The organism is Bradyrhizobium jicamae, from assembly GCF_001440395.1.
Classification (GTDB): domain Bacteria; phylum Pseudomonadota; class Alphaproteobacteria; order Rhizobiales; family Xanthobacteraceae; genus Bradyrhizobium; species Bradyrhizobium jicamae.
This window is the reverse complement of the sequence record NZ_LLXZ01000004.1, coordinates 1-25,099: the sequence shown is the minus strand read 5'-3', so window position 1 is coordinate 25,099 and position 25,099 is coordinate 1. Positions and strand designations below refer to the sequence as shown.

General features: G+C 64.2%; 18 protein-coding genes and 1 pseudogene. 7 read left to right on the top strand and 12 right to left on the bottom strand.

The window, feature by feature from the left end; genetic code table 11:
* Nucleotide 1: 1 nt before the first annotated feature.
* Genes pncB through CQ12_RS01010 form a run of 3 tightly spaced genes read left to right on the top strand, consistent with a single transcriptional unit; the run spans nucleotide 2 to nucleotide 3,433 of the window.
* Complete coding sequence (gene pncB, locus CQ12_RS01020) at nucleotides 2–1,306, top strand: nicotinate phosphoribosyltransferase (protein ID WP_057833506.1); 1,305 nt, start codon at nucleotides 2–4, stop codon at nucleotides 1,304–1,306.
* A 45-nt stretch (nucleotides 1,307–1,351) separates the two neighbouring features.
* Nucleotides 1,352–2,647 (top strand): O-acetylhomoserine aminocarboxypropyltransferase, encoded by a 1,296-nt coding sequence (locus tag CQ12_RS01015; protein WP_057833505.1) that lies wholly within the window; start codon nucleotides 1,352–1,354, stop codon nucleotides 2,645–2,647.
* 3 nt (nucleotides 2,648–2,650) lie between these two features.
* The gene (locus tag CQ12_RS01010; protein WP_057833504.1) at nucleotides 2,651–3,433 is read left to right on the top strand and encodes an alpha/beta fold hydrolase; all 783 of its coding nucleotides are present in this window, start codon (nucleotides 2,651–2,653) and stop codon (nucleotides 3,431–3,433) included.
* Between the two features lie 175 nt (nucleotides 3,434–3,608).
* Here the strand turns inward: CQ12_RS01010 and CQ12_RS01005 are convergent, their stop codons facing one another.
* The 4 genes and pseudogenes from CQ12_RS01005 to CQ12_RS00990 all read right to left on the bottom strand — a co-directional run bounded on the left by CQ12_RS01005 (nucleotide 3,609) and on the right by CQ12_RS00990 (nucleotide 7,998).
* On the bottom strand, nucleotides 3,609–4,634 hold the full coding sequence (locus tag CQ12_RS01005; RefSeq protein WP_057833503.1) for a S1C family serine protease: 1,026 nt from the start codon (nucleotides 4,632–4,634) through the stop codon (nucleotides 3,609–3,611).
* An 81-nt stretch (nucleotides 4,635–4,715) separates the two neighbouring features.
* A pseudogene (locus CQ12_RS01000) lies at nucleotides 4,716–5,157 on the bottom strand (gluconate 2-dehydrogenase subunit 3 family protein).
* Nucleotides 5,158–5,164: 7 nt separating this feature from the next.
* Complete coding sequence (locus tag CQ12_RS00995; protein WP_057833502.1) at nucleotides 5,165–6,769, bottom strand: GMC family oxidoreductase; 1,605 nt, start codon at nucleotides 6,767–6,769, stop codon at nucleotides 5,165–5,167.
* Nucleotides 6,770–6,774: 5 nt separating this feature from the next.
* A complete protein-coding gene (locus CQ12_RS00990; RefSeq protein ID WP_057833501.1) occupies nucleotides 6,775–7,998 on the bottom strand; it encodes a cytochrome P450 in 1,224 nt (407 codons plus the stop codon).
* 165 nt (nucleotides 7,999–8,163) lie between these two features.
* On the opposite strand from CQ12_RS00990, the gene CQ12_RS00985 reads away from it, so the two are divergent.
* A complete protein-coding gene (locus CQ12_RS00985) occupies nucleotides 8,164–9,792 on the top strand; it encodes a flavin-containing monooxygenase (protein ID WP_057833500.1) in 1,629 nt (542 codons plus the stop codon).
* A 155-nt stretch (nucleotides 9,793–9,947) separates the two neighbouring features.
* On the opposite strand, the gene CQ12_RS00980 is transcribed toward CQ12_RS00985, so the two are convergent.
* The 5 genes from CQ12_RS00980 to CQ12_RS00960 form a co-directional block, all read right to left on the bottom strand.
* Entirely contained in the window at nucleotides 9,948–13,268 is a 3,321-nt protein-coding gene (locus CQ12_RS00980; protein ID WP_057833499.1) for a carboxyl transferase domain-containing protein, read from the bottom strand.
* A 173-nt stretch (nucleotides 13,269–13,441) separates the two neighbouring features.
* Nucleotides 13,442–14,878 (bottom strand): amidohydrolase family protein, encoded by a 1,437-nt coding sequence (locus CQ12_RS00975; RefSeq protein WP_057833498.1) that lies wholly within the window; start codon nucleotides 14,876–14,878, stop codon nucleotides 13,442–13,444.
* A 145-nt stretch (nucleotides 14,879–15,023) separates the two neighbouring features.
* Nucleotides 15,024–16,049 carry an ABC transporter substrate-binding protein gene (locus CQ12_RS00970; RefSeq protein WP_057833497.1) on the bottom strand — a complete coding sequence of 342 codons (1,026 nt, stop codon included), beginning with the start codon at nucleotides 16,047–16,049 and terminating at the stop codon, nucleotides 15,024–15,026.
* Nucleotides 16,050–16,097: 48 nt separating this feature from the next.
* A complete protein-coding gene (locus tag CQ12_RS00965; protein ID WP_057833496.1) occupies nucleotides 16,098–16,874 on the bottom strand; it encodes an ABC transporter permease in 777 nt (258 codons plus the stop codon).
* 1 nt (nucleotide 16,875) lies between these two features.
* Entirely contained in the window at nucleotides 16,876–17,739 is an 864-nt protein-coding gene (locus CQ12_RS00960; RefSeq protein WP_057833605.1) for an ABC transporter ATP-binding protein, read from the bottom strand.
* A 194-nt stretch (nucleotides 17,740–17,933) separates the two neighbouring features.
* Between CQ12_RS00960 and CQ12_RS00955 the strand changes: the two genes are divergently transcribed.
* Nucleotides 17,934–18,692, top strand: coding sequence for a GntR family transcriptional regulator (locus tag CQ12_RS00955; protein ID WP_057833495.1), 759 nt, complete (start codon nucleotides 17,934–17,936; stop codon nucleotides 18,690–18,692).
* Between the two features lie 96 nt (nucleotides 18,693–18,788).
* Here the strand turns inward: CQ12_RS00955 and CQ12_RS00950 are convergent, their stop codons facing one another.
* Complete coding sequence (locus CQ12_RS00950) at nucleotides 18,789–19,208, bottom strand: nuclear transport factor 2-like protein (RefSeq protein ID WP_057833494.1); 420 nt, start codon at nucleotides 19,206–19,208, stop codon at nucleotides 18,789–18,791.
* Nucleotides 19,209–19,362: 154 nt separating this feature from the next.
* On the opposite strand from CQ12_RS00950, the gene CQ12_RS00945 reads away from it, so the two are divergent.
* Entirely contained in the window at nucleotides 19,363–20,604 is a 1,242-nt protein-coding gene (locus tag CQ12_RS00945; protein ID WP_057833493.1) for an amidohydrolase family protein, read from the top strand.
* A 105-nt stretch (nucleotides 20,605–20,709) separates the two neighbouring features.
* On the top strand, nucleotides 20,710–21,924 hold the full coding sequence (locus CQ12_RS00940) for a mandelate racemase/muconate lactonizing enzyme family protein (protein WP_057833492.1): 1,215 nt from the start codon (nucleotides 20,710–20,712) through the stop codon (nucleotides 21,922–21,924).
* A gap of 100 nt (nucleotides 21,925–22,024) precedes the next feature.
* Here the strand turns inward: CQ12_RS00940 and CQ12_RS00935 are convergent, their stop codons facing one another.
* Entirely contained in the window at nucleotides 22,025–23,254 is a 1,230-nt protein-coding gene (locus CQ12_RS00935; RefSeq protein WP_157087924.1) for an ABC transporter substrate-binding protein, read from the bottom strand.
* 765 nt (nucleotides 23,255–24,019) lie between these two features.
* Nucleotides 24,020–25,099: hydantoinase/oxoprolinase family protein (locus CQ12_RS00930; protein ID WP_198164036.1), on the bottom strand; the 1,080-nt coding region annotated here is incomplete at its 5' end.

Below are 25,099 nucleotides of genomic sequence, written 5' to 3'. Positions count from 1 at the left end.
CATGGCAGTTACCGATATTGCATCCCGGACCTATAACCACGGCTGGCGGCTCGATCCGATCGTGCGCAGCCTGCTCGATACCGATTTCTACAAGCTTTTGATGCTGCAGATGATCCGCGATCTCTATCCGGATCAGCGCGTCACCTTTTCCGTCATCAACCGCAGCAAGCACGTTCGCCTCGCCGAGATCATCGACGAGGGCGAGTTGCGCGCGCAGCTCGACCATGCGCGAAGCATTCGCTTCACCAAGAAAGAGCTGATCTGGCTCGCCGGTAATACGTTCTACGGCAAGACCCAGATGTTCTCGCCCGACTTCATCCACTGGCTCGCCAACTTCCGCCTGCCCGAATACGAGCTGAACAAGGTCGACGGCCAGTACGAGCTGCACTTCCATGGACCCTGGACCCACACCACGATGTGGGAGATCCCCGCGCTTGCGATCATGAACGAACTGCGCTCGCGGCAGGCGACCAAGGGACAGGGACGCTTCGTGCTCGACGTGCTCTATGCGCGCGCCAAGGCGAAGCTGTGGTCCAAGGTTGAGCGGCTGCGCAAGCTGGAAGGCTTGCGGTTGTCGGACTTCGGCACCCGCCGCCGCCACGGCCATCTCTGGCAGCGCTGGTGCGTTGAGGCGGTCAAGGAGGGCCTGGGCCCTTCGTTCACCGGCACCTCCAACGTGCTGCTGGCGATGGACAACGACCTCGAAGCGATCGGCACCAACGCGCATGAACTGCCGATGGTCGCGGCCGCGCTCGCCAATTCCGACGAGGAGCTACGCTGGGCGCCCTACCGCATCCTTGATCAGTGGCGCCATACCTACGGCGGCAACCTCTTGATTGCGCTACCCGACGCGTTCGGCACCAAGCCGTTCCTGCGCGACGCGCCGGACTGGGTCGCCGACTGGACCGGCTTCCGCCCCGACAGCGCGCCGCCGATCGCGGCCGGCGAGGACATCATCAAGTGGTGGAAGCAGAAGGGCCGCGATCCCAAGGAGAAGCTGCTGGTGTTCTCCGACGGCATGGATGTCGACTCGATCGAGGAGACCTATCGCCACTTCGCCGGACGGGTCCGCATTTCCTTCGGCTGGGGCACCAACCTCACCAATGATTTCGTCGGCTGCGCGCCGGACGGTTCCGCCGACCTCGATCCGATCTCGCTGGTCTGCAAGGTGACATCGGTCGATGGGCGGCCGGCGGTGAAGCTGTCCGATAATCCCGAGAAAGCCACCGGCACGTCGTCCGAGATCGAACGTTACTTGCGCGTGTTCGGCGATGCCGGCCGCGTCCGCACCGCCGTGCACGTCTGAGCTACCGCATACCTTCCCGCCACCAATTGATCTGACGAGCCCCGCATGCCCGCACCCAAGCCGCCTGCTTTCGAAACGCTCAGCCTGCATGCCGGCCAGCGACCGGACCCCGCCACCGGCGCCCGCGCGGTTCCGATCTACCAGACCACGTCCTACGTGTTCCAGGATTCCGACCATGCCGCGGCGCTGTTCAATCTGGAGCGCGCCGGGCACATCTACACCCGTATCTCCAATCCGACGACCGCCGTGCTCGAGGAGCGCCTCGCCGCATTGGAAGCCGGCGTCGGTGCGATCTGCACGGCGAGCGGCATGGCCGCGCTGCATCTGGCGATCGCAACCATCCTCAACGCCGGTGACCACATCGTCGCCTCCTCCTCGCTCTACGGCGGCACTATCAATTTGCTGGCGCACACGCTGCCGCGCTTCGGCATCACAACGACCTTCGTCAAGCCGCGCGCGCTCGACGAATTCCGCGCCGCGATGAGGCCGAACACGCGGCTCGTGATCGGCGAGACCATCGGCAATCCCGGGCTGGAAGTCCTCGACATCCCGGAAGTCGCCCGGATCGCGCACGATGCGAAAATTCCGCTGCTGATCGATAACACCTTTGCGACGCCATTCCTCAGCCGCCCGATCGAGCTCGGCGCCGATATCGTGATGAACTCGGCGACCAAGTGGATCGGCGGCCATGGCATCGCGATCGGAGGCGTCATCGTCGATGGCGGGCACTTCGACTGGCACGCGTCAGGCAAATTCCCGCAGCTCACCGAACCCTATGCCGGCTATCACGGCATCGTCTTCGACGAACAGTTCGGCCAGGCCGCCTTCATCATGCGTGCCCGCACCGAAGGCCTGCGCGATTTCGGCGCCTGTCTCTCGCCAACCAACGCGTTCCAGCTGCTGCAGGGAGTCGAGACGCTGGGCGTGCGGATGGAGCGCCACATGAGCAACACGCTTGCTGTGCTCGAGGCGCTGACCGCCAACAAGGCGGTCGACTGGGTGCTGCATCCGGCGCTGGAGAATCATCCCGACTATCAACTCGCGAAGCGGCTGCTGCCGCGCGGCGCGGGATCGATCGTCTCTTTCGGCATCAAGGGCGGCCGTGCGGCGGGTAAAAAATTCATCGAGTCGCTGCGAATGATCAGCCATCTCGCCAATGTCGGCGACGCCAAGACGCTGGTGATTCACCCCGCCAGCACCACGCATCAACAGATGGACGCAGACCAGCTCAAGGCTGCAGGAATCGGCGAGGAACTGGTGCGGCTGTCGGTCGGCATCGAAACCGTCTCCGACATCATCGACGATCTCGGCCAGGCGCTCCGCGCATCGCAGAAGGTTTGAACCATGCAGCTTTCCGTCAATGGCGTTGATACGTTCGTTGCGACCGGCGGCCGTCCGTTCGATTCCTCGCTGCCTGCCGTGGTGATGCTGCACGGCGCCGGCTTCGATCATTCGACCTGGGCGCTGCACAGCCGCTGGTTCGCCCATCACGGTTATTCGGTGCTCGCGCCGGATCTGCCCGGGCACGGCCGCTCGGGCGGCAGCCCGCTGCCGACCATCGCCGACATGGCCGACTGGACCGCCGCTCTGCTCGATGCCGCCGGTGCGCCGAAGGCGAAGCTGGTCGGCCATTCGATGGGATCACTGATCGCGCTGGAGACTTCCGCGCGTCATCCCGACAAGGTCTCCGGCCTCAGTCTGATCGGCACCGCCGCCACGATGACGGTCGGGCCCGACCTGCTCAAGGCCGCCGAGGTCAACAATCCCGATGCCATCGACATGGTCTCGATCTGGGGCCTCGGCTTCAAGGCCGAACTCGGCGGCAGCCTCGCGCCGGGGCTGTGGATGCATCAGGGCGCGCAGCGCGTGCTGCAGCAGACCCGGCCCGGCGTGCTGTACAGCGATCTCAACGCCTGCAACACCTATCAGAACGCGCTTGCGGCCGCAGCGCAGGTCAAGGTGCCCGCGACCTTCATTCTCGGCGAGCGCGACATGATGACGCCCGCGAAGGCCGGCAGGACGCTTGCGGCGGCGACGCCGAATTCGCGCACCGTCGTCGTGCCGGGCGCCGGCCACATGATCATGACCGAAGCGCCCGACGAGTTACTGGCGGCGTTGCGGTCGTAGCGTGCTTCTTCCCTTCTCCCCTTGTGGGAGAAGGTGGCGCGGATGCAATCCGCGCCGGATGAGGGGTTCTCTCCGCGGAGACAGACCCCTCACCCGTCTCGAATGAGCTGACGCTCATTCGATCCACCCTCTCCCACAAGGGGAGAGGGGTAAACGGCGCGCCGCGCCGTAGTCGTTATTGCCGCGTCACCGGCTTCCGCTCGACCGGATGGATATCGACCCCGCGCAACCTTCCCATCCGCAGCACGTCCATCGCGAGCGTTCGACCGATGCGATCACGGTCGAGGGCGCGGATCAGATCGTCGACGCCGTTGATCTCGACGCCGTCGAGCTTGATCACGACATCACCCGGCAGCAGGCCGGCCTTCGCGGCGGGGCTGTCCGGTTCGATCTGCGCCAGCAGCGCACCCATCGCGTTGTCGACGCCGGCGACCACGGCATGCCGCCGCGGGATCGGCGCGGTCTGGCCGGCGACGCCGATATGGGCGCGGCGGACATAGCCGTGGCGGATGATCTCCGACAGCACGAACTGCGCGGTGTTGCTCGCGACCGCAAAGCAGATGCCCTGCGCGCCGCTGATGATCGCGGTGTTGATGCCGATCACTTCTGCCGCCGACGACACCAGCGGCCCGCCGGAATTACCGGGATTGAGCGCGGCATCGGTCTGGATCACGTCCTCGATCGTGCGTCCGCTCACCGATCGGATCGAACGGCCGAGCGCCGACACGACACCGGCGGTGACCGTGGATTCGAAGCCGAGCGGATTGCCGATCGCGACCACGAGCTGGCCGCGGCGCAGGCTCTTGGAGTTACCGAGCGACGCGTAGCGCAGATCGCGCGCGCCATCGGCGCGCAACAGCGCAAGGTCCGTATCGGGATCGACGCCGAGCACATGCGCGTCGGTGACGAAGCCCTCGGTGTCGCGCAGGCGGATCTCTTTCGACGATCCGACCACGTGGCTGTTGGTGAGCACCAGGCCGTCGGGCGAGATGACGATGCCGGAGCCAAGCCCGCCGCGCTCGCGCGCGCTGCGCACCTTCGGCCCGGTTTCGACGCGCACGACGGCGGGACCGACGCGTTCGGTGACGTCGATGACGGCATTGGAATAGGCATCGAGCAGAGCCCGGTCGTTATCCCGGGCAGGCTCGGCCGTTCGCGATGACGTCCCGTCATCGGCGATATCTGAGGTAAAATCCAGCATGGCGAGATTCCTTCGGCTTCCTCAGATGGTGGCCGGGAACCGCTTACGCAAGGTGCCTGCGATGGGCGCAGGGCTGGCCTGCTAGGCCCGCCTCAGCTTGCCTGCGCGCGCCTTGACGGAATCGAGCAGCGCCCAGTCGCCATGTTCGAGCGTGTAGCCTTTCGGGAACGGCGCGCGCAGCTCGAGCCCAAGCGAGCGCAGCACGCGGTCGTCGCGGTAGTAGCATTGCAGGACGACGCGGACGAGCGTCGCTGCCGCAGCGCCGCGCACGGAATTCGGTCGCGACGGCATTGCGCCTGGCCGCATCGAGTTCCGCCAGCGGCTTGCCGGCGAGACGCGCGAGGTGATCGAGCGCCTGCGCGACCAGCGCGGTGTCGCGGCCGAGCGTCGCCAGCATGTCGGCCTGGATGGCGGGGTCATCCGCGCCGGGCACCTTGTACTCGTCGCTGGCGGGAATGATCATCGCAGCGACGGTGCGGAGATCGTCGCGCTGGGCTGATGTCAGTTCATATGTTGCGAGCATGGCGGTCTCAATCGAAGAGGTTGGCAAGGCGTTGCTTCATCTGGTCGGCAACGTAGAGCGCGATGGCCTGGATGGTCGAGGTCGGATTCACGCCGCCTGAGGTCACGAACACGCTGCCGTCGACGATGAAGAGGTTTTTTACGTCGTGCGACCTCCCCCATTCATTGACGACGGAGCGCGAGGGATCGGTGCCCATCCGCGCGGTGCCGAGCAGATGCCAGCCGCCCCAGGGAATCGGGTTGTTGATGCAGATGTCGGTGGCGCCGGCCGCTTCGAGAATCTCCCGGCCGCGCGCCAGTCCATGGTCCATCATCTTCCGGCTGTTCTCGCTGATCGTGTAGTCGATCTTCGGCGCAGGGATTCCGTGGCTGTCTTTCAGCACGGGATCGAGCGTGACGCGGTTGTGCTCCTCCGGCAGATCCTCGCAGATCGCTGATACCGCGAGCCGATGGCCATTCAGCTTGCGAAAGACGCGGTGATGATCCTCGCCCCACGGCAGAATACCCTTCTGCTCGCTCGCAACCGCTTCGAACACCGGCCCGGCGCCGCGGCCGAACTGGATGCCGTAGCCACGGACGAAACCACGCGAGAGATCGGTGTCATAAAACTCCTTGCTCCACAGGCAGGTCGGCGGCGCGCGGTTACTGTCGGTCGGCTCCTTCACAAAACCGTAGATCTGCGCATAGGGATGGAACATCAGGTTCTTGCCGACCAGGCCGGATGAATTCGCGAGCCCATTCGGGAAGCGGCCGGACACCGAGTTCAACAGCAGCCGCGGCGTGCCGACGCCGTTGCAGGCGATGATGACGACCTCGGCCGGCTGGAACTGTTCGACACCGTCCTGGTCGTAATAGACAACGCCGGAGGCCATGCCGTGCTCGTTGGTGAGGATCTCGCGCACGCGGCAATGGGTCTTCAGCTCGACGCCGGCGCGGATCGCCTGCGGCCAATAGGTGATGTCGGTCGAAGCCTTTGCGCCCTGCGCGCAGGCTGGCGTGCAATGGCCGAGATTGATGCAGCGCGCCCTGCCCTCGTAATCCATCGTCGCCACCGTGGTGTCCGATGGCCACCAGTGCCAGCCGAGCTTGTTCATGGCCTTGCCGATCAGCGGGCCGGAGAGCCCCAGCGGCTGCGGTGGCATCGGCGGATGCGTTAGCGGCGACAACGGATCGCCCGACAGGCCCGAGACGCCCATGATCCGGTCATTCTCCTCGAAGAACGGGGTGAGTGCGTCGTAATCGATCGGCCAGTCATCGGCGACGCCGTCCAGCGTCTTCACCTTGAAGTCGCTTGGATGCAACCGCGGCCAGTGCGCGGTGTACATCACCGTCGAGCCGCCGACGCCGTTGAAGTTCACCACCTTGATCTGCGAGTTGTCGTCGTTAACAGGATAGTCCTCGGGCCGGCCGCGGATGTTCGGGCTGGTCGACCACTCGCCGTAGAATTTCGCCTCCCAGTCGCGCCCGGTGCTAGGATATTCCGACGGCTTCATCCAGCCGCCCTGGTCGAGGCAGAGGATGTGCATTTTTGTTTCGGCGAGACTCCACGCCACCGCCGCACCGGATGCGCCGGCGCCGATGATGAGGACGTCAACGGGATCGTTCTTGTTCATTCTTGTTACCTGACAATCCTTACCGGGAGCGAGCGGATGCCGCGGATAAAATTGGAATAGAGGCGCTGCGGCGGGCCCATGATTTCAAAACGAAGGTCTCTTGCCAATATTTCCTCCCAGAGAATGCGGATCTGCTGTTCGGCGAGGCGGTCGCCGACGCAGCGGTGAATGCCGGCGCCGAAGGAAAGATGCTGGCGCGGCTTGGCGCGGTCGATGATGAATTCGTCGGCGAGGTCGATCTTGGCTTCGTCGCGGTTGCCGGAGATGTACCACATCACGACCTTGTCGCCTTTGGCGATACGGCGGCCGGCGAGCTCGACGTCGTTGCGCGCGGTGCGGCGCATGTGCAGCACCGGCGTGTGATAGCGGATGATTTCGGACACGAGGTTCGGGATCAATTCGCGCCGGGCGCGGATCAACTCGAACTGCGTGGGGTTTTCGACTAGCGCCATCAACCCGCCGCTCATGGAATTGCGGGTGGTGTCGTTGCCGCCGACGATCAGAAGCGCCATCGTGCCGATGAACTCGCGCGGTTGGAGATGACGCGTCGCCTCCGAATGCGCCAGCATCGAAATCAGGTCGAAGGTCGGCGGCGCATCCGCACGCGCATCCCACAGCATTCGGAAATACTCGCCCATCCTGGCCAGTTCATCGTAACGCTCGGCTTCCGAGTGCACCACGGCATCAGGCGATTCGACATTGGCAATCGCGACATCCGACCACCAGGTCAGCTTCATGCGATCTTCCCAGGGGAAATCGAACAGCGTCGCCAGCATCATGTTGGTGAGATCGGTCGAGACCCGCTCGACCCAGTCGAAGGTCTCGTTGCGCGGCAGCGCATCCAGCACGTCGGAAGTACGCTTGCGGATCAGCGGCTCGAAATTTGCGAGATTGGACGGCGCCACGATTGGCGCGACGGTACGGCGCTGCGCGGTGTGACCGGGCGGGTCCATCCGGATGAAATTGGAGATCTCGCGGCCTTTGGGCTGGTCGGCCACCTGAATACCGCCGAGCTCCGAACTCGACGAGTAATTCTCGTGATCGAGTTCGACTGCAAAAATGTCGTCGTAACGCGTCACCGACCAATACGGCCCGAACGGCGAGGCCTCGCAATAATGCACGGGATCGTCACGGCGTAGTTGCGCGAACAGCGGGCGCCAAATGTCGTTCTGATAGAGATGGGGATCGCTGACATCGATCGAGGCCAACTTGCGCAGCGCCTCAGCCATCGCTTCTCTCCCCTCCTGCCGTCGCCGCTTGCCGGGCGCTCCATACCCCGACGATAGGGGCAGATGTGGTCGCGAGTAAAGCTGATCGGCGCAGGCTGGCGGCAAACCTGCAACCCTGCCACGCGTCCATGCGGGGTTTGTCCACGGCTGCGAGAGCGGATAGCCTTGGCGCAAACCATAAACGCGGGAGCGACGCCGATTCCGGATTTCGATGCCATCATTATCGGCGCGGGCATGTCGGGGCTTTACCAGCTCTACCGCTTGCGTGAACGAGGTTTGCGCGTGCGGGTGTTCGAGGCCGGCACCGAGGTCGGCGGCACCTGGTACTGGAACCGTTATCCCGGGGCGCGCTTCGATTCCGAGAGCTATTCCTACGGCTATTCGTTCTCCCAGGAGCTTTTGCAGGAATGGGAATGGTCGGAGCATTTTGCCGGCCAGCCGGAAACGCTGCGGTATCTCAACCATGTCGCCGACAAGTTCGACCTGCGCCGCGATATCCAGTTTCGCAGCCGGGTGGCGGCTGCGGTGTACGAGGAAGATACGCGGAGCTGGACCATCACACTGGAGGATGGCGCCAGGTACAGCGCGCGCTTCCTGATCACCGCGATCGGGCCGCTGTCGACGCCGACGCTGCCGCGGATCGAGGGCCGCGACGATTTCAAGGGCGCCTCCTTCCACACCGCGCGGTGGCCGAAGGCGCCGGTGGACTTTTCCGGCAAGCGCGTCGCCGTGATCGGGACCGGCGCCACCGGCGTGCAGACCATCCAGACCATTGCCGGACAGGTCGGCCATCTCACGGTGTTCCAGCGCACGCCGAACTGGTGCGCGCCGCTGCACAACGGCAAGATCGATGCCGAGACGCAGGCAAAGATCAAGGCGGGCTATCCGGAAATGTTCGCGCGCTGCAAGGAGACCTTTGCCTGCTTCCTGCATACACCTGATCCGCGCGGCGCGTTCGAGGTGTCGGACGCGGAGCGTGAGGCGTTTTACGAGAAGCTTTACGGCGAGCGCGGCTTCGGCATCTGGCAGGGCAATTTCAAGGACATCCTGATCGACCGCAAGGCGAACGCGACGATCTCGGATTTCGTTGCGCGCAAGATTCGCCAGCGCGTGAATAATCAGGCGGTGGCTGAAAAGCTGATCCCGACCAATCACGGCTTTGGCACGCGCCGGCTGCCGCTGGAGACTTTCTATTACGAGGTCTACAACCAGGACAATGTCGAGCTGGTCGACATCAACGAAACGCCGATCGACCGGATCACGCCTGATGGCATCAGGACCAGCGATCGGGAATACGAATTCGACATCATCATCTATGCGACCGGTTTCGACGCCATCACCGGCAGTTTCGACAAGATCGATCTTCGCGGGGTTGGCGGCGCGCGGCTGCGGGACAAGTGGAAGCAAGGACCTGAGACTTATCTCGGCATCATGGTGCATGAATTTCCCAACATGCTGATGCTGATGGGGCCCCATACGGCGCTCGGCAACATTCCGCGCAGCATCGAATACAGCGTCGACTGGGTGACCGGGCTGATCCTGTTCGCGATGAAAAACGGACTGACGCGGCTGGAGGCGACGCCGGAGGGCGTGAAATCCTGGACCGACCACGTCAAGGCGCTCGGCGAGGGATTGCTCTCCAACGAGGTCAATTCCTGGATGACCGGCATCAACTCCAACGTCGAGGGCAAGCAAACCCGCATCGTCGCCCGCTACAGCGGCAGCGCGCCGGCGTATCGTGCAAGGTGCGATGAGGTCGCGGCGAAGGGGTATGACGAGCTGAGGCTCGGGTAGCATTTTCTTACGGCGAGCGTCAAACCGTCCACCGTCTTTGCGAGCACCGCAGTCCATAGGGTGGGCAAAGCGATAGCGTGCCCACCATCAAAAAGCGTGCTCGACGATAGATGGTGGGCACGGCGCTATTGCGCCTTTGCCCACCCTACGAAGAGCTACCACGCGTCGATACACGGCCGCTTCTTTGCCGCACGTGCGTCCGGTTTCGGCACCGAGCGCAGCCCCGCCATGATCCACTGCCTTGTGTCGGCGGGATCGATCACCTCGTCGATCTCCAGCACCGAGGCGATCGAGACCGCCTTGCCGTTGGCGTAGAGCTCGGCAACCTTGGACTTGTAGTAGTCCTCGCGCTCGGCCGGGTCCTCGATCGCTTCCATCTCCTTGCGGAAGCCGAGCCGGACATAGCCTTCGAGCCCCATGCCGCCGAACTCGCCGGTCGGCCAGGCCACAGTGAAGAACGAGGCGTGGAAGCCGCCGCCGATCATGGATTGCGCGCCGAGGCCGTAACCCTTGCGCAGGACGATGCCGAACAGCGGCACGGTCAGGCTCGCGCCGGTAACGAACATGCGCGCGACATGGCGCACGATCGCGGTCTTTTCCGCTTCGGGCCCGACCATGAAGCCCGGCGTGTCGCACAGCGATACGATCGGGATGTCGAAGGCGTCGCAAAGCTGCATGAAACGCGCGGCCTTGTCGCCGGCCGGTGCGTCGATCGCGCCACCGAGATGCTTTGGATTGTTGGCGATCAGGCCGAACGGCTTGCCTTCGATACGGATGAAGGCGGTGATCATGCCGACGCCGAAATCCCGACGGATTTCCAGCACCGAGCCTTCGTCGGCGAGGAGATCGATGACGTTGCGGATATCGTAGACGCGCAGGCGGTTCTCCGGAATCGCGCGGCGCAACAGGCGCTGGTCCGGCGCCTTCCAGTCGGCAACCGCGCCCTGGAAATAGGACAGATACTTCTGCGCCGCTGAGGTCGCCTTCGCCTCGTCCTCGACCAGAATGTCGATCACGCCGTTCGGCGACTGGAACGACACGGGCCCGACCTCCGCCGGGTGATAAACGCCGAGGCCACCGCCCTCGATCATCGCAGGTCCCCCCATCCCGATCGATGCGTTGTTCGTCGCGATGATGACATCACAACAGCCGAGCATTGCGGCGTTACCCGCAAAACAGTAGCCGGAGACGATGCCGATCACCGGCACGAGACCTGAGAGTTTCGCGAATTGCACGAAGGACGGCCCATCGAGACCGGTCATGCCGAGCCTGTCGGTATCGCCGGGTCGGCCGCCGCCGCCTTCGGCATAGAACACCAGCGGCAACCGCCATTGCTCGGCCAGGCTCAGCATGCGGTCGATCTTCTTGTGGTTCATATGACCCTGGGTGCCGGCGAGCACGGTGTAGTCGTAGGCGATCACCATGCAGCGCGCGGCATCCGCGCCGAATTTTTCGGCGTTCACCGTGGCGACGCCGGAGATCAGGCCGTCGGCCGGCGTGTTGCGGATGAGATCATCGACCGTGCGGCGGCGGCGCTGCGCAGCGATGGCCAGCGAACCGTATTCGACAAAGGAACCTTCATCGACAAGATGGGCGACGTTTTCGCGCGCCGTGCGCTGGTCGGTCTTGCGGCGGCGCTCGACCGAGGCGGGGCGGTTCTCGTCGAGCGTGATGGCGTGCCGCTCGATCAGTTCGGCGAGATCCGGACGGATGTGATCGAGGTCGAAATCCTCATCCTCCGCGATATCATGGGCGTCGAGCTCGGCCGGTTCGAGATAGAGGATCGCCTCGTCCTGCATCAGCGTCACGCCGGCACCGGCTGCGATCTGCAGCACCCGGCCGCCATGCGGCGCCGTCACCAGATGCTCCATCTTCATGGATTCGAGCACGGCGATCTGCTGGCCGGGGCGAACGAGGTCTCCCTCCTCGACGTCGACAGCGACGATCGTGCCCTGCAGCGGCGCCGGCACCGCGACCGAGCCTTCCGGGCCGGTTGCCGATGCCGCGACCGCGGCGGCGAGTGTCTCGTCATCGGCGGCGCTGCCGGGTTCGACCAGTTCCGTCTCGGCCGTCGTGTTGGCCTCGCCAACCAGAGACGCAACATGCTTGTCGATGAAGCCGGTGCTGAGACGGTTCTCGGCAAAATCCGGATGCGCCAGAATCGCCGCAAGGAAGGAGATGTTGGTGGCGACGCCGTCGATCCGGAACTCGCGCAGCGTCCGCGTGGCCTTGTGCACCACGTCGGTCCAGTTGCCACCGGGCGAGTGTACGATCACCTTGGCGAGCAGCGAGTCAAAGGCGGCGCTGGTCCGGTAGCCTGAATAACCGAACGTATCGACGCGAACACCCGGGCCAGACGGCAGGTCGAATACGTCCAGCCTCCCGCCGGTGGGCTTTGTGCCGCCGGTTTCGTCCATCACCTCCATGTTGACGCGGAGCTGCATCGCAAAACCGCGCGGGCGCGGAATATAGCCCTGCGCAAGGCCGAGCGAGCCGAGCGTGGCGCCGGCCGCGACCGCAAGCTGCGACTGCACGAGATCGAGGCCGAGCACCTCCTCGGTGACGGTATGCTCGACCTGCAGCCGCGGATTGGCCTCGATAAAGGCGAACGCCTTGTCGCTTCCCCGGGCGTCGTTGTCGACGAGGAATTCGAACGTGCCGAGATTGTCGTAGTTGGCGGCGGCCGCGAGATCCTTGGCGGCGTCGATGATGCGCGTGCGCAAGGCATCGTTCAGCGACGGGCTCGGCGCGACCTCGATGAGTTTCTGGTTGCGGCGCTGGATGGTGCATTCGCGCTCCCAGAGATGGCTGATCGCGCCGTGGTGGTCGCAGATGATCTGCACCTCGATATGGCGGGCATTGCGGATCAGGCGCTCGACATAGACGCCGTCGCTGCCGAAGGCAGCCTTGGCCTCGGACTGGCAGCGCGCATAGGCCTCCTCCAGCCTCTCCACGTCATCGACGATGCGCATGCCGCGACCGCCGCCACCGGCGATGGCCTTGATCATGATGGCGCCACCCGCGCCCAACGATTGCAGGAAGGCTTTGGCCTCCTCCAGGCTGGTCGGCCCGCTGGTTCCTTCGATGACGGGAACGCCGCACTGCCTGGCCAGCGCCTTGGCCTGCGCCTTGTCGCCGAACAGATCCAGCGCCTCGGGCGACGGCCCGACGAAAACGATGGTCTCCTCGATGCAGCGCCGGGCGAGCGCGGCATTCTCGCTGAGGAAGCCATAGCCCGGATGAATGGCGTCGCACCCGGTCGCCTTGGCGGCTGCAATCACCGCCTCGATATCGAGATAGGCCCGCGCGCCGCGCCCGGGGATTTCACAGGCGGCGTCGGCGGCGCGGATATGCAGCGACTGCGCATCGTCGGCGGAATGGATCGCCACCGTGGCGAGCCCGGCGTCGCCTGCCGCGCGCGCGATGCGGATGGCGATCTCGCCGCGGTTGGCGATCAGCAGCTTGTGGAAAGACATGGACGTTCCCGGTGCCCCTCGCGTTCGCGCTTGAATTCTCTCGCGCGATATCGCTGTCAGTTCAGATTCTTGTTGCTGAGCATGACAACCTTGCGCGAAATCCGATGCAAGCGGAATTTTGTTCCGCAAAACGGAAATCACTGAAAGGAGGCGCGGGACGGAGGCGCGACGGCCTAGCGGCAATCCAGGTGCGCTTCGAACCAGCGCTGCAGCGAGGCCGACAGCGTTGGCCAGGCGCGCTGAAAGCCGGAGAGCTTGCCGGCGCTGGCGCGGTAGATGCCGCGAAGTTCCTGCTCGATGGCAGGAAGATCGACGCCGGTGCAGCGACTGTCGCTGACGATCTTTCGGCCGTCCACCACCACGTCGCGCAGCAGCGACGCGTTGCCGCGCGCGAACAGGAGATCGATCGGGTCGACCGGCATGATCCGGTCGCGGTCGAGCCGGTCGAGATCGAGGGTGACGAAATCGGCCGGCGCGCCGGGCAGAAGCGCACCGGTTCCGGGGGCGCCCGTTGCCTTGCGGCCATTGGCGATCGCAAGCGCGAGGAATTCGGAAGCGGTCCAGGTTCGATCAAAACCAAGGCCGCCGTGCATCATCTGCACCAGCCGCATCTCGCGTAGCACGTCATCGTCCTCGTCCAGCGCCAGCCCGTCGACGCCGACCGCGATAGCGCAGCCGCATTTATGTGCCGCGGCGATCGGGGCAAGGCCGGAGCGCAAGTGCAGGTTGGATGAGAAATTGGTGACGATGCGCGCGCCGGAGGCGGCGATCATCTCGATTTCGTCAGGACGGGCATGGATGCAGTGCGCCAGCGTCAGCCGCTCCGACAGGAAACCGATGTCGCGGAGATGGCGGACGATGCCATCGGGAAAATGCTGGTCCGCCCAGCCGCGCTGATAGATGGTTTCCAGCAGATGCATGTGAATGCGCCGGCCGGCCAGCGCCGAATTTTCAGCCACCGCCTCGAGCAGCGGTTTTGAACACCACTGCACGCCGGCGGGGCCGAGCTGCACGTCGATCTTGGGCCCGGCAATGGCCGAGGCGATCGCGTCCGTGAGCTCGATATATGCCTTGGGCGACATCGGCGCGCGGACGAACAGGTCTTCGACCGTCCTGCGATCATCGCGGGAAAGTTCCGAGAGCACCGGCTCGCTGTCGCCATACACCACCGGATTCTGATCCCGGACGGCGAGTGCAAAGGCGATGCGGATGCCGACGTCGGACGCTGCCCGCGCGATAGCCTTTGCTTCCTCGACCAGGGGCATAACCCCGCTAGGCCGGGTGTAATGGATCATCATCGCCGCGCAGCCTGCCCGCGCCGAGCGCGCCAATGCGGAGGCTGCCGTCAGATAGGGATCGACGGGCGTGCCGAGCGCCGTGCGGAAGATCCAGCTTTCCAGGGGCATGCCGACCGCGCCAAAGGAGGACGCGGATGCGCGCGCGTGGTCGTGCGCGTTGACGAAGGCGGGAAGGACGAGGGAGCGCGGGGTCGTCGTGGGCGGCGCGGTCCCGGAGATGGAGGTGATGGTTCCGCCGTCGTGCCGCAGCACGACGTTTTCGAGCAGGCCGCGATCGGAGAACAGACTATCTGCGGCGATTTCCATGGTCATAGCAGCACTCCGTCATTGCGAGGAGCCAACGGGTCGCGCGAATGCGCGCCCGATGACAGGCTCCGCGACGAAGCAATCCATCTATCCCCGCGCAGAGGCATGGATTGCTTCGCTGCGCTCGCAATGACAGCAGGATATCTGCCCGTCAATTCGCCGTATAGACCAACTCTCGCTCCGCGCGTGGCGGCAGGAATTCGCGCGAAAAGATCTCCGACGGCGCGGGCGCGCGGGCGAGCTGGTAGCCTTCGACGATGATGCCGATGGCGCGGGCCATGCGGTCGTCCTTGACGTCGCCGACGCCGATCTCCTTCATCTCGGGCGAGACGATCAGCCTGTCGAACGAAAACTGCAGGCGGCGCTTCTCGACGTCCGCATTGATCAGATTGTCGTAGTTCACCGCCGACTTCATCCCGGCGTTCTGATCCTTGGCGATCGCGATCATGCCCTTGTTGACGGCGCGGACGAGGCCGGCGACGGCCTTCGGATTGGACGCGATCAGCTTGCGCGACACCATCAGGCCGTTGGAATAGAGGTCGAGGCCGTAATCGCCGAACGAGAACCATTTGTAGTCCTTGTCGGGGTCCTGGCGGTTCAGCATCAGGTTGAAGTAGCTCGTGATGTTGAACACCAGCGCCGCGTCGATATCGCCCTTGATCAGCATCGGCTCCTGCAGGTTCGGCGCCATGTTCGAGATCTTGATCTTCTCGCCTTCCAGCTTGTTCTTGTTGGCGAACACCGGCAACAGCCGCGTGGTCGGCGTGCCCTGCGCGCCGCCGAGCGTGCGGCCCTCGAAATCCTTGATGGTGTTGATGCCGCTGGTCTTCTTGGTCACGATCGCAAATGGCGGCTGGTTCCAGATCTGGTAGACCATCACAGGCGCTTCCTGCGGCTTGGTCGAGGCATTCTGGATAATGGCGTTGACGTCGCCGAAGCCGGCATCATAGGCGCCCGACATGATGCGCGTCACCGTGGCGCCGGATCCCTCACCCTGGTCGATCACGACGTTGAGGCCTTCCTCCTTGAAGAAGCCGTGGTCCTTGGCATAGAAGAACGCGGCGTCCGACCCTTGCGTCTTCCAGCCCAGCGTGAACTTGATCGTCGTCTCCTGCGCGCTGGCGGTGCCGGCGAACAGGGCAACTCCCAACAGCGCGGCGCTTACTCTGGCTAACATGGCGATCTCCTCGATTAAGGGTTGGATGACGGTGGGCGGAATCCTGGTTCAGGTCGTGATCACGTCGTTCTTGCGCGTCGCCCAGCCGGTGACGCGCCCTTCGATGAGCGAAAAGATCACGTAGAGCGCGACGCCGAGGCCGGCGAGCACGAACAGCCCGGCAAACACCAGCGGCACGTTGAAATTCGAGGACGCGGTCATCATGACGTTGCCGATGCCGCGGTTGGACGCCACGGTTTCCGACAGCACCGCGCCGACAAAGGCGTAGGAGACCGCGACCTTCAGGGATGCAAAGAAGAACGGCATCGTTCGCGGCAACCCGACGTTCCAGAGAATGTCGAGCTTGCTGGCCCCTAACGCCTTCAGCACGTCTTCCAGTTCCGGCTCGGTCGTCGCCAGCCCAGTCGCGATGTTGACCACGATCGGGAAGAAGCAGATCGAGAGCGCGGTCAGCACCGCCGGCACCGTGCCGGAGCCGAACCACAAGACGAAGATCGGCACCACGGCGACCTTCGGGATCGAGGAAAAGCCGACCAGCAACGGATAGGCCGTGTCGTAAGCGGTTTTCGAGACGCCGATGATCGCACCGAGCACGACGCCGAGGCCGACGCCGAGGACAAAACCGATCATGGTCGTCGCCAGCGTCTGCAGGATATGTGGCCACAGGATCGGGAATTTCTCGACCAGCGTGACGAACACCTGCGAGGGACGCGGCAACACCAGGTCGGACATCCCGGTCATCAGGCAGAACAATTCCCAGGCGAGGAAAAACAGCACGATCAGTCCCGCCGACCAGGCTTTTTGGCGATAATCGAAATCGGACATGTCAGGCCGCTCCCCTGGTTGCCGCTGTCCTCGCATCGACGATGAAGGCGCGCAGCTTCTGGTTCAGCGCGACGAAGTCGGGCTCGAAGGTCATCGCCACCGTGCGCGGCCGGGCGAAGTCGACGTGGCTGTCGTCGAGGATGCGGCCGGGCCGCGCGCTCATCACGCAGATGCGGCTGCCGAGAAACGCCGCCTCGCGCAGATCATGAGTTACCAGCAGCACGGTCGGCTTGTGGGCGATCCAGAGGTCCTGCAGGATCGACCAGAGTTCTTCGCGCGTGAACTGGTCGAGAGCGCCGAACGGCTCGTCCAGCAGCAGCATGCGCGGCTCGTGGATCAGCGCGCGGCAGAGATTGGCGCGCTGGAGCATGCCGCCGGAAAGTTGCCAGGGGTAGCGGTTGCCGAATCCCTTAAGGCCGACCTGCTCCAGCAGCGCATTGGCCTTGTCGCGGAATTCGGTCTTGCGCAGCTTGCGGAATTGCGAGCGGAACGGCTCGACGATCTTGAGCGGCAGCATGATGTTCCGCTCGATCGACATCCACGGCAGCATGGTCGGGTTCTGGAACGCCATGCCGACGCGCATCGCCCGCGCCGCGACCTCCCGGCCGCCGACGATGACGACGCCCGATGACGGCTGCACCAGGCCGCTCACCAGCCGCAGGATGGTCGACTTGCCGCAGCCGGAGGGACCGACGAGGGCAACGAACTCGCCATCGGCGATCCGCAAGGTGGTCGTCGACAGCGCCGGCACGGCGCGAGCGCCGCGCCCGAAGGTGACGGAGGCTTCCGACAGTTCGATGGCGATCGGGGCGGCGGCGGCCGAAACGGGCGCGCCGGCGAATTCGGAATGTGGTTGCATGCGCATCATGGCTGGAAGTGCATGCAAGCCGGATGCCAGCGAATTTCGCCTTTCAAATCAAGGAAACTTGCAATCTGCCATCCGGTGCAGCGGCTTCCTTTTGTGCAATTCCGCCCTCAAACTGCATGCAATTGAGGCGCACACTTGCTCGTCAATTGTGATAAGAGGCGCCATTCGCAGCACGTCCCAAGGATTCGCCGATGGCGCCCCGTCCCGCCAGCAAGACCGCCGAGCCGTCCGACAAGGTCGGGCTGATCTGCCGCGCGCTTCGTCGCGCCATCATCGAGCAGGCGCTGGCACCGGGGGCGAAACTGCCGGAGGATTCGCTTGGCGAGCGGTTCGGCGTCAGCCGCACCATCGCCCGCCACGCGCTGGGGCAACTGGCCGCCGAAGGCCTGGTCGAGCTGCGCCGCAACCGGATCGCCGTGGTGGCGACGCCGAGCTGGCAGGAAGCACGCGATGCCTTCGATATCAGGATCGAGCTCGAGCGACTGGTGGTGCGCCAGCTCGCCGGCAAACTCACCAAGGCCCAGATTGCCGAGCTGAACACCCATGTCGATGCCGAGGACCGCGCGCGCGACGGCTCGGATGCGGTTTCCATCAGGCTGGCGACGGAATTCCACATCCTGCTCGCCAACATGACCAACAGCCCGATCCTGGTGCGCTATGTCAGCGAGGTCGCCTATCGCTGCTGCCTGACGCTATCGCTCTACAGCCGCCCGCATTCGTCGGAATGCGCCATCAACGAGCACCGCGCGATCATCGCGGCGCTGGTCAAGGGGGATGAGGCCAAGGTGATGAGCCTGATGCACAGCCATCTGGATTCCGTCGCCAGCCGGGCCTTGGTCGCCCCTGCCCCGCAGCGGGGCCGGGATCTGCTGGATATTCTGGCGCCCTATGCCGAGGAAGGCGAAGGCGAGCGCGTGGTGAAGATGCCGAAGGTGGTGCGGGTGCGCTGACCGTCATTGCGAGCCAGCGAAGCAATCCATCTATCCGTTATGCCGCGCGATGGATTGCTTCGTCGCTTCGCTCCTCGCAACGACGGCGAGGAACCCTCACGCCTCGATTCCCCGCTGCACCAAAATCCGCTCGGCGCTGTCGTTCCAGACGTCCATCTTCACGATCTGGCCGCCCTTCACCACGAAGCGGTCGACATAGCGGTTGCCTTCGAACGGCGTACCGTCGATCCATTCGCCGTAGAGCGTGCCGATGCTGTAGACGACGGTCTCGTCCGCGCCGGGGCACACGTCGAAACGGTCCATCTTCTTCTTGACCCAGCGATAGCGCTTGGCGTTGAAGCCGGTCGGCCCGCGGGGATGGTCGAACTCCCGCCCACCGGTGAAGGTGATGATAGTGCCGGGCTTCATGTAGGCCGACGCGGCATCGGGATCGGGGATCATTGACGCCGTGAGATAGGCCTCGACCACCTCGGCATCGGACATTTCCTTGCGTTCGGCTTTGGCGGCGGTGGACATGACGGGTTCTCCTGATGCCCAAGGATACTACAGTTCGGCCCGCAAACTGCATGCACATATTTTGAACAATTTGACCGCCGAACTGCACACAATCTGGTGCTGTCCGGTGTTCCCGCTTCGGATAGATTGAAACCTTCTCCAGACAGCCGACCCGATGACCCCGAAAACCGCCTTCGACCTGATCTTCCGCAACGCCAGGACCCGGGCCTCAGCGACTGCCGTCGATATCGGCGTCGCCGGCGGGCGCATCGCCGCCATAGAACCCCGCCTCGCCTGCGACGCGGCGGAGATCGACGTTGGCGGCAAACTGGTGCTGCCCGGCTTCGTCGACACCCATATTCACCTGGACAAGGCCTGCCTGCTCGGCCGCTGCGGGCACAACCATGGCAGCGTCGGTGAAGCCATCGCCGCGGTTGCCGCCATGAAGCGTGATTTCACGGTGGAGGACGTCTATGCCCGCGGCGCGCGGGTGATCGAGCGCGCCATCGTTCACGGCACGACGCGGATGCGCACCCATGTCGAGATCGATCCGCGCATCGGCTTGCGCGGTTTCGAGGCGGTGAAAGCGCTGAAGCGCGACTATGGCTGGGCGCTCGATCTCTCGATCTGCGTGTTTCCGCAGGAAGGCCTGACTAACGATCCCGGCACCGAGGAACTTTTGGTTGCGGCGCTGCGCGACGGCGGCGAAGCGATCGGCGGCTGTCCCTATATGGACACCGATCCGAACGCGCATCTCGAGAAAGTATTCGACCTGGCGCAGGCGTTCGACGTCGATGTCGACCTGCATCTCGATTTCGATCTCGATCCGTCGTGGTGGCATCTCGAAGAAGTCTGCCGGCAGACCGAACGGCGCAACTATCAGGGCCGCGTCGCGATCGGCCACGCCACCAAATTGTCGGCGCTACCGCCGGACCGGCTGAAGGCGGCGGCGGCACGGCTGGCCAAGTCAGGCGTCGCCGTCACGGTGCTGCCGGCGACCGATCTCTATCTGATGGGGCGTGACGCAACGCACAACGCGCCGCGCGGGCTGACGGTGGCGCACAAGCTGGTCGAAGACGGCGTCATCTGTTCGGTCGCCACCAACAACGTGCTCAATCCGTTCACGCCGTTCGGTGACGCCTCGCTGCTGCGGATGGCGAACTTTTACGCCAATGTCGCGCATGCCGGGATCAGCGAGCTCGAGGCATGCCTCGATCTCGTCACCGAACTGCCTGCGCGGCTGATGAACCTGCGGGACTATGGCATCGCGCCGGGCAATCCGGCTGACCTGATCGTTCTCGATACCGACTGCGGGACGAATGCGATTGCGGAATTGCCCGATGTGCTGATGGGATTCAAGAGCGGGCGGCAGGTGTTCGAGCGGCCGAAGGCGACGCTGTTTCGGCCGGAGGGCTAGCGCATTCCGGCCATGCGGCCCATGCGCCGCCCTGCAATTGACCTCCCCGCCATTCCGTTGTTGTTATCGGACCAACGACAACAACAAGCTCCGGGGCAGGAAATCATGAAAAAGGCCACGACTGTACGCAGCGTTGAAACGCTTGCCTGCGACGCCGGATGGCGGAACTACCACTTCGTCAAGATCACGACCGAGGACGGCATCGTCGGCTGGAGCGAGTATGACGAGGGTTTTGGCGCGCCCGGCGTGACCACCGCGATCGAGCGGCTTGGCGCACGCGTCGTCGGCAAGAATGCCTTTCAGCACGAGCGGATTTACGTCGAACTGTTTGCCGCGACGCGGCCGGCCGCCGGCGGCGTGGTGGCGCTGGCACTGGGCGCGATCGAGAACGCGCTGCTCGACGTCAAGGCCAAGGCGCTCGGCGTGCCCTGCTACGAGCTGCTCGGCGGCAAGATCCGCGACCGCATCCGCGTTTACTGGTCGCATTGCGCGACCTGGCGCATCAACCATCCCGACTGGTTCAAGCCGGCCATTACCGATCTCGATGGCGTCAAATCAATCGGCCGCGAGGTGCGCGAAAAGGGCTTTACGGCGATGAAGACCAACATCTTCGTCTACACCGAAGGCAAGCCGCAGGGCTGGCGGCCCGGCTTCGGCTCACCGTTCGAACCCGAGCTCAACGTCGATCGCACCGTGCTGCGAAACCTCTGCATGCATCTCGAAGCAATCCGCGATGGCGCCGGCCCCGATGTCGATCTGCTGCTCGACCTCAACTTCAACGCCAAGACCGAAGGCTATCTGAAGATACTGCGCGCCATCAAGGACATGTCCATGTTCTGGGTGGAGATTGACACCTTCAACCCGCAGGCGCTGGGCTACATCCGCCGCCAGAGCCCGCACCCGGTGTCATCCTGCGAGACGCTGCTGGGCCTGCGCGAGTTCCTGCCCTACTTCAACGAACAGGCAATGGATGTCGCGATCGTCGACACGCCCTGGAACGGCGTCTGGCAATCCATGAAGATTGCCGCCGCTGCGGAACATTTCGAGGTCAACGTCGCCCCGCATAATTTCTACGGCCATCTCTGCACCATGATGAACGCGCATTTCTCGGCCGCGGTGCCAAATTTGCGCATCATGGAAACCGACATCGATCGCCTCGCCTGGGACCATGAACTGTTCACCCACGTGCCCGAGATCGTCGATGGTCATCTCATCATGCCGGACCGACCGGGCTGGGGCACCGAGCCCAACGAGGAGGGCCTGCGCGCCCATCCGCCGAAGAGCAAGGGCGGGCTATTGAATTACGGGCAGAAGAAGTAGCGCACGGGCGTCGTAGGGTGGGCAAAGCGAAGCGTGCCCACCATTTCAGTTCGTGCGTATGGAGAGCTGGTGGGCACGCTACGCTTTGCCCACCCTACACTCACTTATCACTCGGCCGTGCCGCAAACGCGCTTTCGATCACGTCGCCGATCGGTTGCCAGGAATTGCCGTCGAACTGTACCAGCCGCATCTGCTTGATCGGCTGGAAATCGGTCGGCCCGGTATTGATCGCGATGCCCGGAAATGCGATCGGGCTCTGATATCCCTTCAGCGACGCCGCCTGCCGCATGATGTTCTCGCGCGACAGGTCGTCACCGCACTGGATCAGGACCTGCGCCAGGGTTGCCGCCGCCGCGTAGCCGAAAATGGCGTTGCTGTCTTCCTTGTCGCCATCGGGGTAATATTTGTCCATGAACGTGAGCCAGTCCCTGATGGCGGCATCTTCCTTCCAGGTGGCATCGCCGGCATCCTTCAGAAACGACGTGGAGATCACGCCGACGGAATTCTGCAGGCCCGCCGGCCGCAACGCGTTCGCGATCGACGCCGCCGCATTGACCAGCACGAGCTGCGGATGCCAGCCCAGTTCGGCCGACCGGCGGATGGCGCGCGCCGAGATCGGCGGCGCGCAATTGAGCACGAGCACCTCGGCGCCGGAGTTCTTCAGGATTTCAACCTGGGTATCGATCGACATATCCGCGTCGATGGCGATGTCGGCGACGATCATGTTGGCGGTGAAGCCGAGCCCCTCCTGCAATCCCCGGAACAGATCGCGGCCGAACTGATCGTTCTGCCAGAGCACGGCGATCTTCCGGCTCGGATAGGCGGCCTGGATGTAGTTGGCGTAGATCCGTCCCTCAGAGCGGAACGTCGGCTGCCAGCCCATCGTCCACGGAAACCGCTTCGGATGTGCCCACTCCTCATCGCCGGAGGCGACGAAGAGCTGCGGGATGCTTCTCTCGTTGAGATAGCTTCGCGTCGCCAGATTGCTCGGCGTGCCGAACGAGCCGAACATCAGGTGCACGCGCTCCTGCTCGACCAGCTCATGGGTCTGCTCGACCGCGGTTCTCGGGTTTGAGCTGTCATCGCGCGAGATGAACTTGATCTTGCGGCCGTTGATGCCGCCGCGTTCGTTGATCATGTCGAAATAGGCGGCCTCCGCCCGACCGATCGAGGCGAACGCGGCGAGCGGCCCGGTATAGGGCATGATGTTGCCGATGCGGATTTCGGTGTCGGTGACGCCGGCGGCTCTAGCCGGCTGCGCGGCGGGAGCGAGTGCCAACATTGCAACGACGAGATACAGCGCAGTTGCGGCTTTTGTTATTATTTGCATCAACATGCCCTCGAACGCCAAGCTACCAAGAGCTCGTGACGCCACCCAGCGATGACGATGATAGCGCGGCAGATCAGGTTGTTAAATTGAAATGTTGGCTGCGCAGCCCGCATGAGCGAAGCCGCATGGTAGCCTTGAGGCCTTCGCTCATCCGGGCTGCCGGCGCTGCGTAGCGCACGTTTTCACAAAATGAGACGTTGCGGTTCCGGTGTCTTTGATGTCCGATATACGCTCAACAGCGGCGCGAACTCGAACGTCGCAGGATATCCGAGTTGCGTCCAAGCTGTGTGTGGCAAGGAGGTCGATGCATGAGGATACCGATCGTAGCTTTGGGGACGGCCCTGGCCCTGTGTAACCTGGGCGCGTTTAGTACCGTAGCGCATACGCAGACGGCCCAGGTCGTTCGTGAACCACGCGAAAGACCCATCATCAGGGTGCCTATCGTAAGACCAGCTCCCTACTGGGACTATAATATTGTTCCACGATATCGTTATCGCCCTGAGGACGACCGGGTCGATCCATGCGGCGGACCTGTAGTGCCAGTGATACGCTATGGACCTCAAGAGGAAACCATTCCGTTGTGGCTGGCGAACCAATTGGGTCTTGGCCGTATTCATGGTCGAGATTGGCCGTGTAGGGGCCGAAACCGGTAATGCACCGATTGAGCAGCCGCGCAGGATGGGCAAAGGCGCGTTTGCGCCGTGCCCACCATCGGTCCGCGTTGGTAGCATAATGGTGGGCACGCTTCGCTTTGCCCACCCTACGTCAGCGTAACTCGATATCCAGCCAGCCCAGCGCATTGACCGCGACGCGGTCGCCGATGTCGACGAGCACCGTCGTGGTCTCGGCTTCGATGATCGCAGGGCCGGTCAGGGTCTGGCCGGGCTGCAGGTCGTCCAGCGCGTAGACCGGGACTTCGCGCCAGCCGCCGAAGAAGGCTTGCCGCCGGCTGCGCGGCGTGCAGGTCGCCGCTGAAGACGCCGGCTTCGCTTCAGAATCCAGCCGCGAGACTTCGCCGACGGCGGCGACGCGGGCGTTGACGAAGACGACTTCCTGGCCGCGCGAGGCGTAGGTGTATAATTCTTCGTGCCTGACGTGAAAGCGGTCCTCGATCTTCTCGACGAGATCGGCGGCGTTCCAGTCGAGGCCGTCGAGCGAGACGTCGATCTCAAAGATCTGCTCGCCGTAGCGCATTTCGGCGGAGCGCTCGATTGAGACCGGGCCGTTGAACCAGGAACGCAATCGGCCGGCGGCCTGCTGCTCCAGTCCGGCAAACAGTTCGCGCACCTCATCGGCGGTGATGCGCGCGCCGGCGCCGTAATGGGTACGGCTGACTTCGTAGCGGAGATCGCTGGTCAGCATGCCCCAGGCCGATAGCACCGAGGCCACCGTCGGCACGATGATGCGCTTGATTTCGAGCTCGCGCGCCACCTCTGCCGCGTGCAGGCCGGCGGCGCCGCCGAAACTCAACAGCGCAAAACGTCTCGGATCGACGCCGCGGCGCAGCGTCATCAGGCGGATGCCGTCGGCCATGTTCAGGTTGATCATGCGATAGATGCCGGCAGCGGCCTCGATGCGCGACAGTTCCATCGCGGCGGCGATGCGATCGACGGCGGCTTCCGACGCGGCGCGGTCAAGCGGGCGCTTGCCGCCCATGAAGGCCGAGGCATCGAGATAGCCCAGCACGACATTGGCGTCGGTGACGGTCGCGGCCTTCCCGCCATTGCCGTAGCAGGCCGGGCCCGGCACCGAACCCGCGCTCTCCGGCCCGACCCGCAGCGTGCGGCTGCCATCGACGCCGGCGATCGAGCCGCCGCCCGCCGCGATGCTGGCGATATCGAGGCT

Bases quoted from the DNA above. Each gene is read 5' to 3' on its own strand.
- pncB (WP_057833506.1), top strand. From the start codon at position 2: ATGGCAGTTACCGATATTGCATCCCGGACCTATAACCACGGCTGGCGG.
- CQ12_RS01015 (WP_057833505.1), top strand. From the start codon at position 1,352: ATGCCCGCACCCAAGCCGCCTGCTTTCGAAACGCTCAGCCTGCATGCC.
- CQ12_RS01010 (WP_057833504.1), top strand. From the start codon at position 2,651: ATGCAGCTTTCCGTCAATGGCGTTGATACGTTCGTTGCGACCGGCGGC.
- CQ12_RS01005 (WP_057833503.1), bottom strand. From the start codon at position 4,634: ATGCTGGATTTTACCTCAGATATCGCCGATGACGGGACGTCATCGCGA.
- CQ12_RS00995 (WP_057833502.1), bottom strand. From the start codon at position 6,769: ATGAACAAGAACGATCCCGTTGACGTCCTCATCATCGGCGCCGGCGCA.
- CQ12_RS00990 (WP_057833501.1), bottom strand. From the start codon at position 7,998: ATGGCTGAGGCGCTGCGCAAGTTGGCCTCGATCGATGTCAGCGATCCC.
- CQ12_RS00980 (WP_057833499.1), bottom strand. From the start codon at position 13,268: ATGTCTTTCCACAAGCTGCTGATCGCCAACCGCGGCGAGATCGCCATC.
- CQ12_RS00975 (WP_057833498.1), bottom strand. From the start codon at position 14,878: ATGACCATGGAAATCGCCGCAGATAGTCTGTTCTCCGATCGCGGCCTG.
- CQ12_RS00970 (WP_057833497.1), bottom strand. From the start codon at position 16,049: ATGTTAGCCAGAGTAAGCGCCGCGCTGTTGGGAGTTGCCCTGTTCGCC.
- CQ12_RS00965 (WP_057833496.1), bottom strand. From the start codon at position 16,874: ATGTCCGATTTCGATTATCGCCAAAAAGCCTGGTCGGCGGGACTGATC.
- CQ12_RS00960 (WP_057833605.1), bottom strand. From the start codon at position 17,739: ATGCGCATGCAACCACATTCCGAATTCGCCGGCGCGCCCGTTTCGGCC.
- CQ12_RS00955 (WP_057833495.1), top strand. From the start codon at position 17,934: ATGGCGCCCCGTCCCGCCAGCAAGACCGCCGAGCCGTCCGACAAGGTC.
- CQ12_RS00950 (WP_057833494.1), bottom strand. From the start codon at position 19,208: ATGTCCACCGCCGCCAAAGCCGAACGCAAGGAAATGTCCGATGCCGAG.
- CQ12_RS00945 (WP_057833493.1), top strand. From the start codon at position 19,363: ATGACCCCGAAAACCGCCTTCGACCTGATCTTCCGCAACGCCAGGACC.
- CQ12_RS00940 (WP_057833492.1), top strand. From the start codon at position 20,710: ATGAAAAAGGCCACGACTGTACGCAGCGTTGAAACGCTTGCCTGCGAC.
- CQ12_RS00935 (WP_157087924.1), bottom strand. From the start codon at position 23,254: ATGCAAATAATAACAAAAGCCGCAACTGCGCTGTATCTCGTCGTTGCA.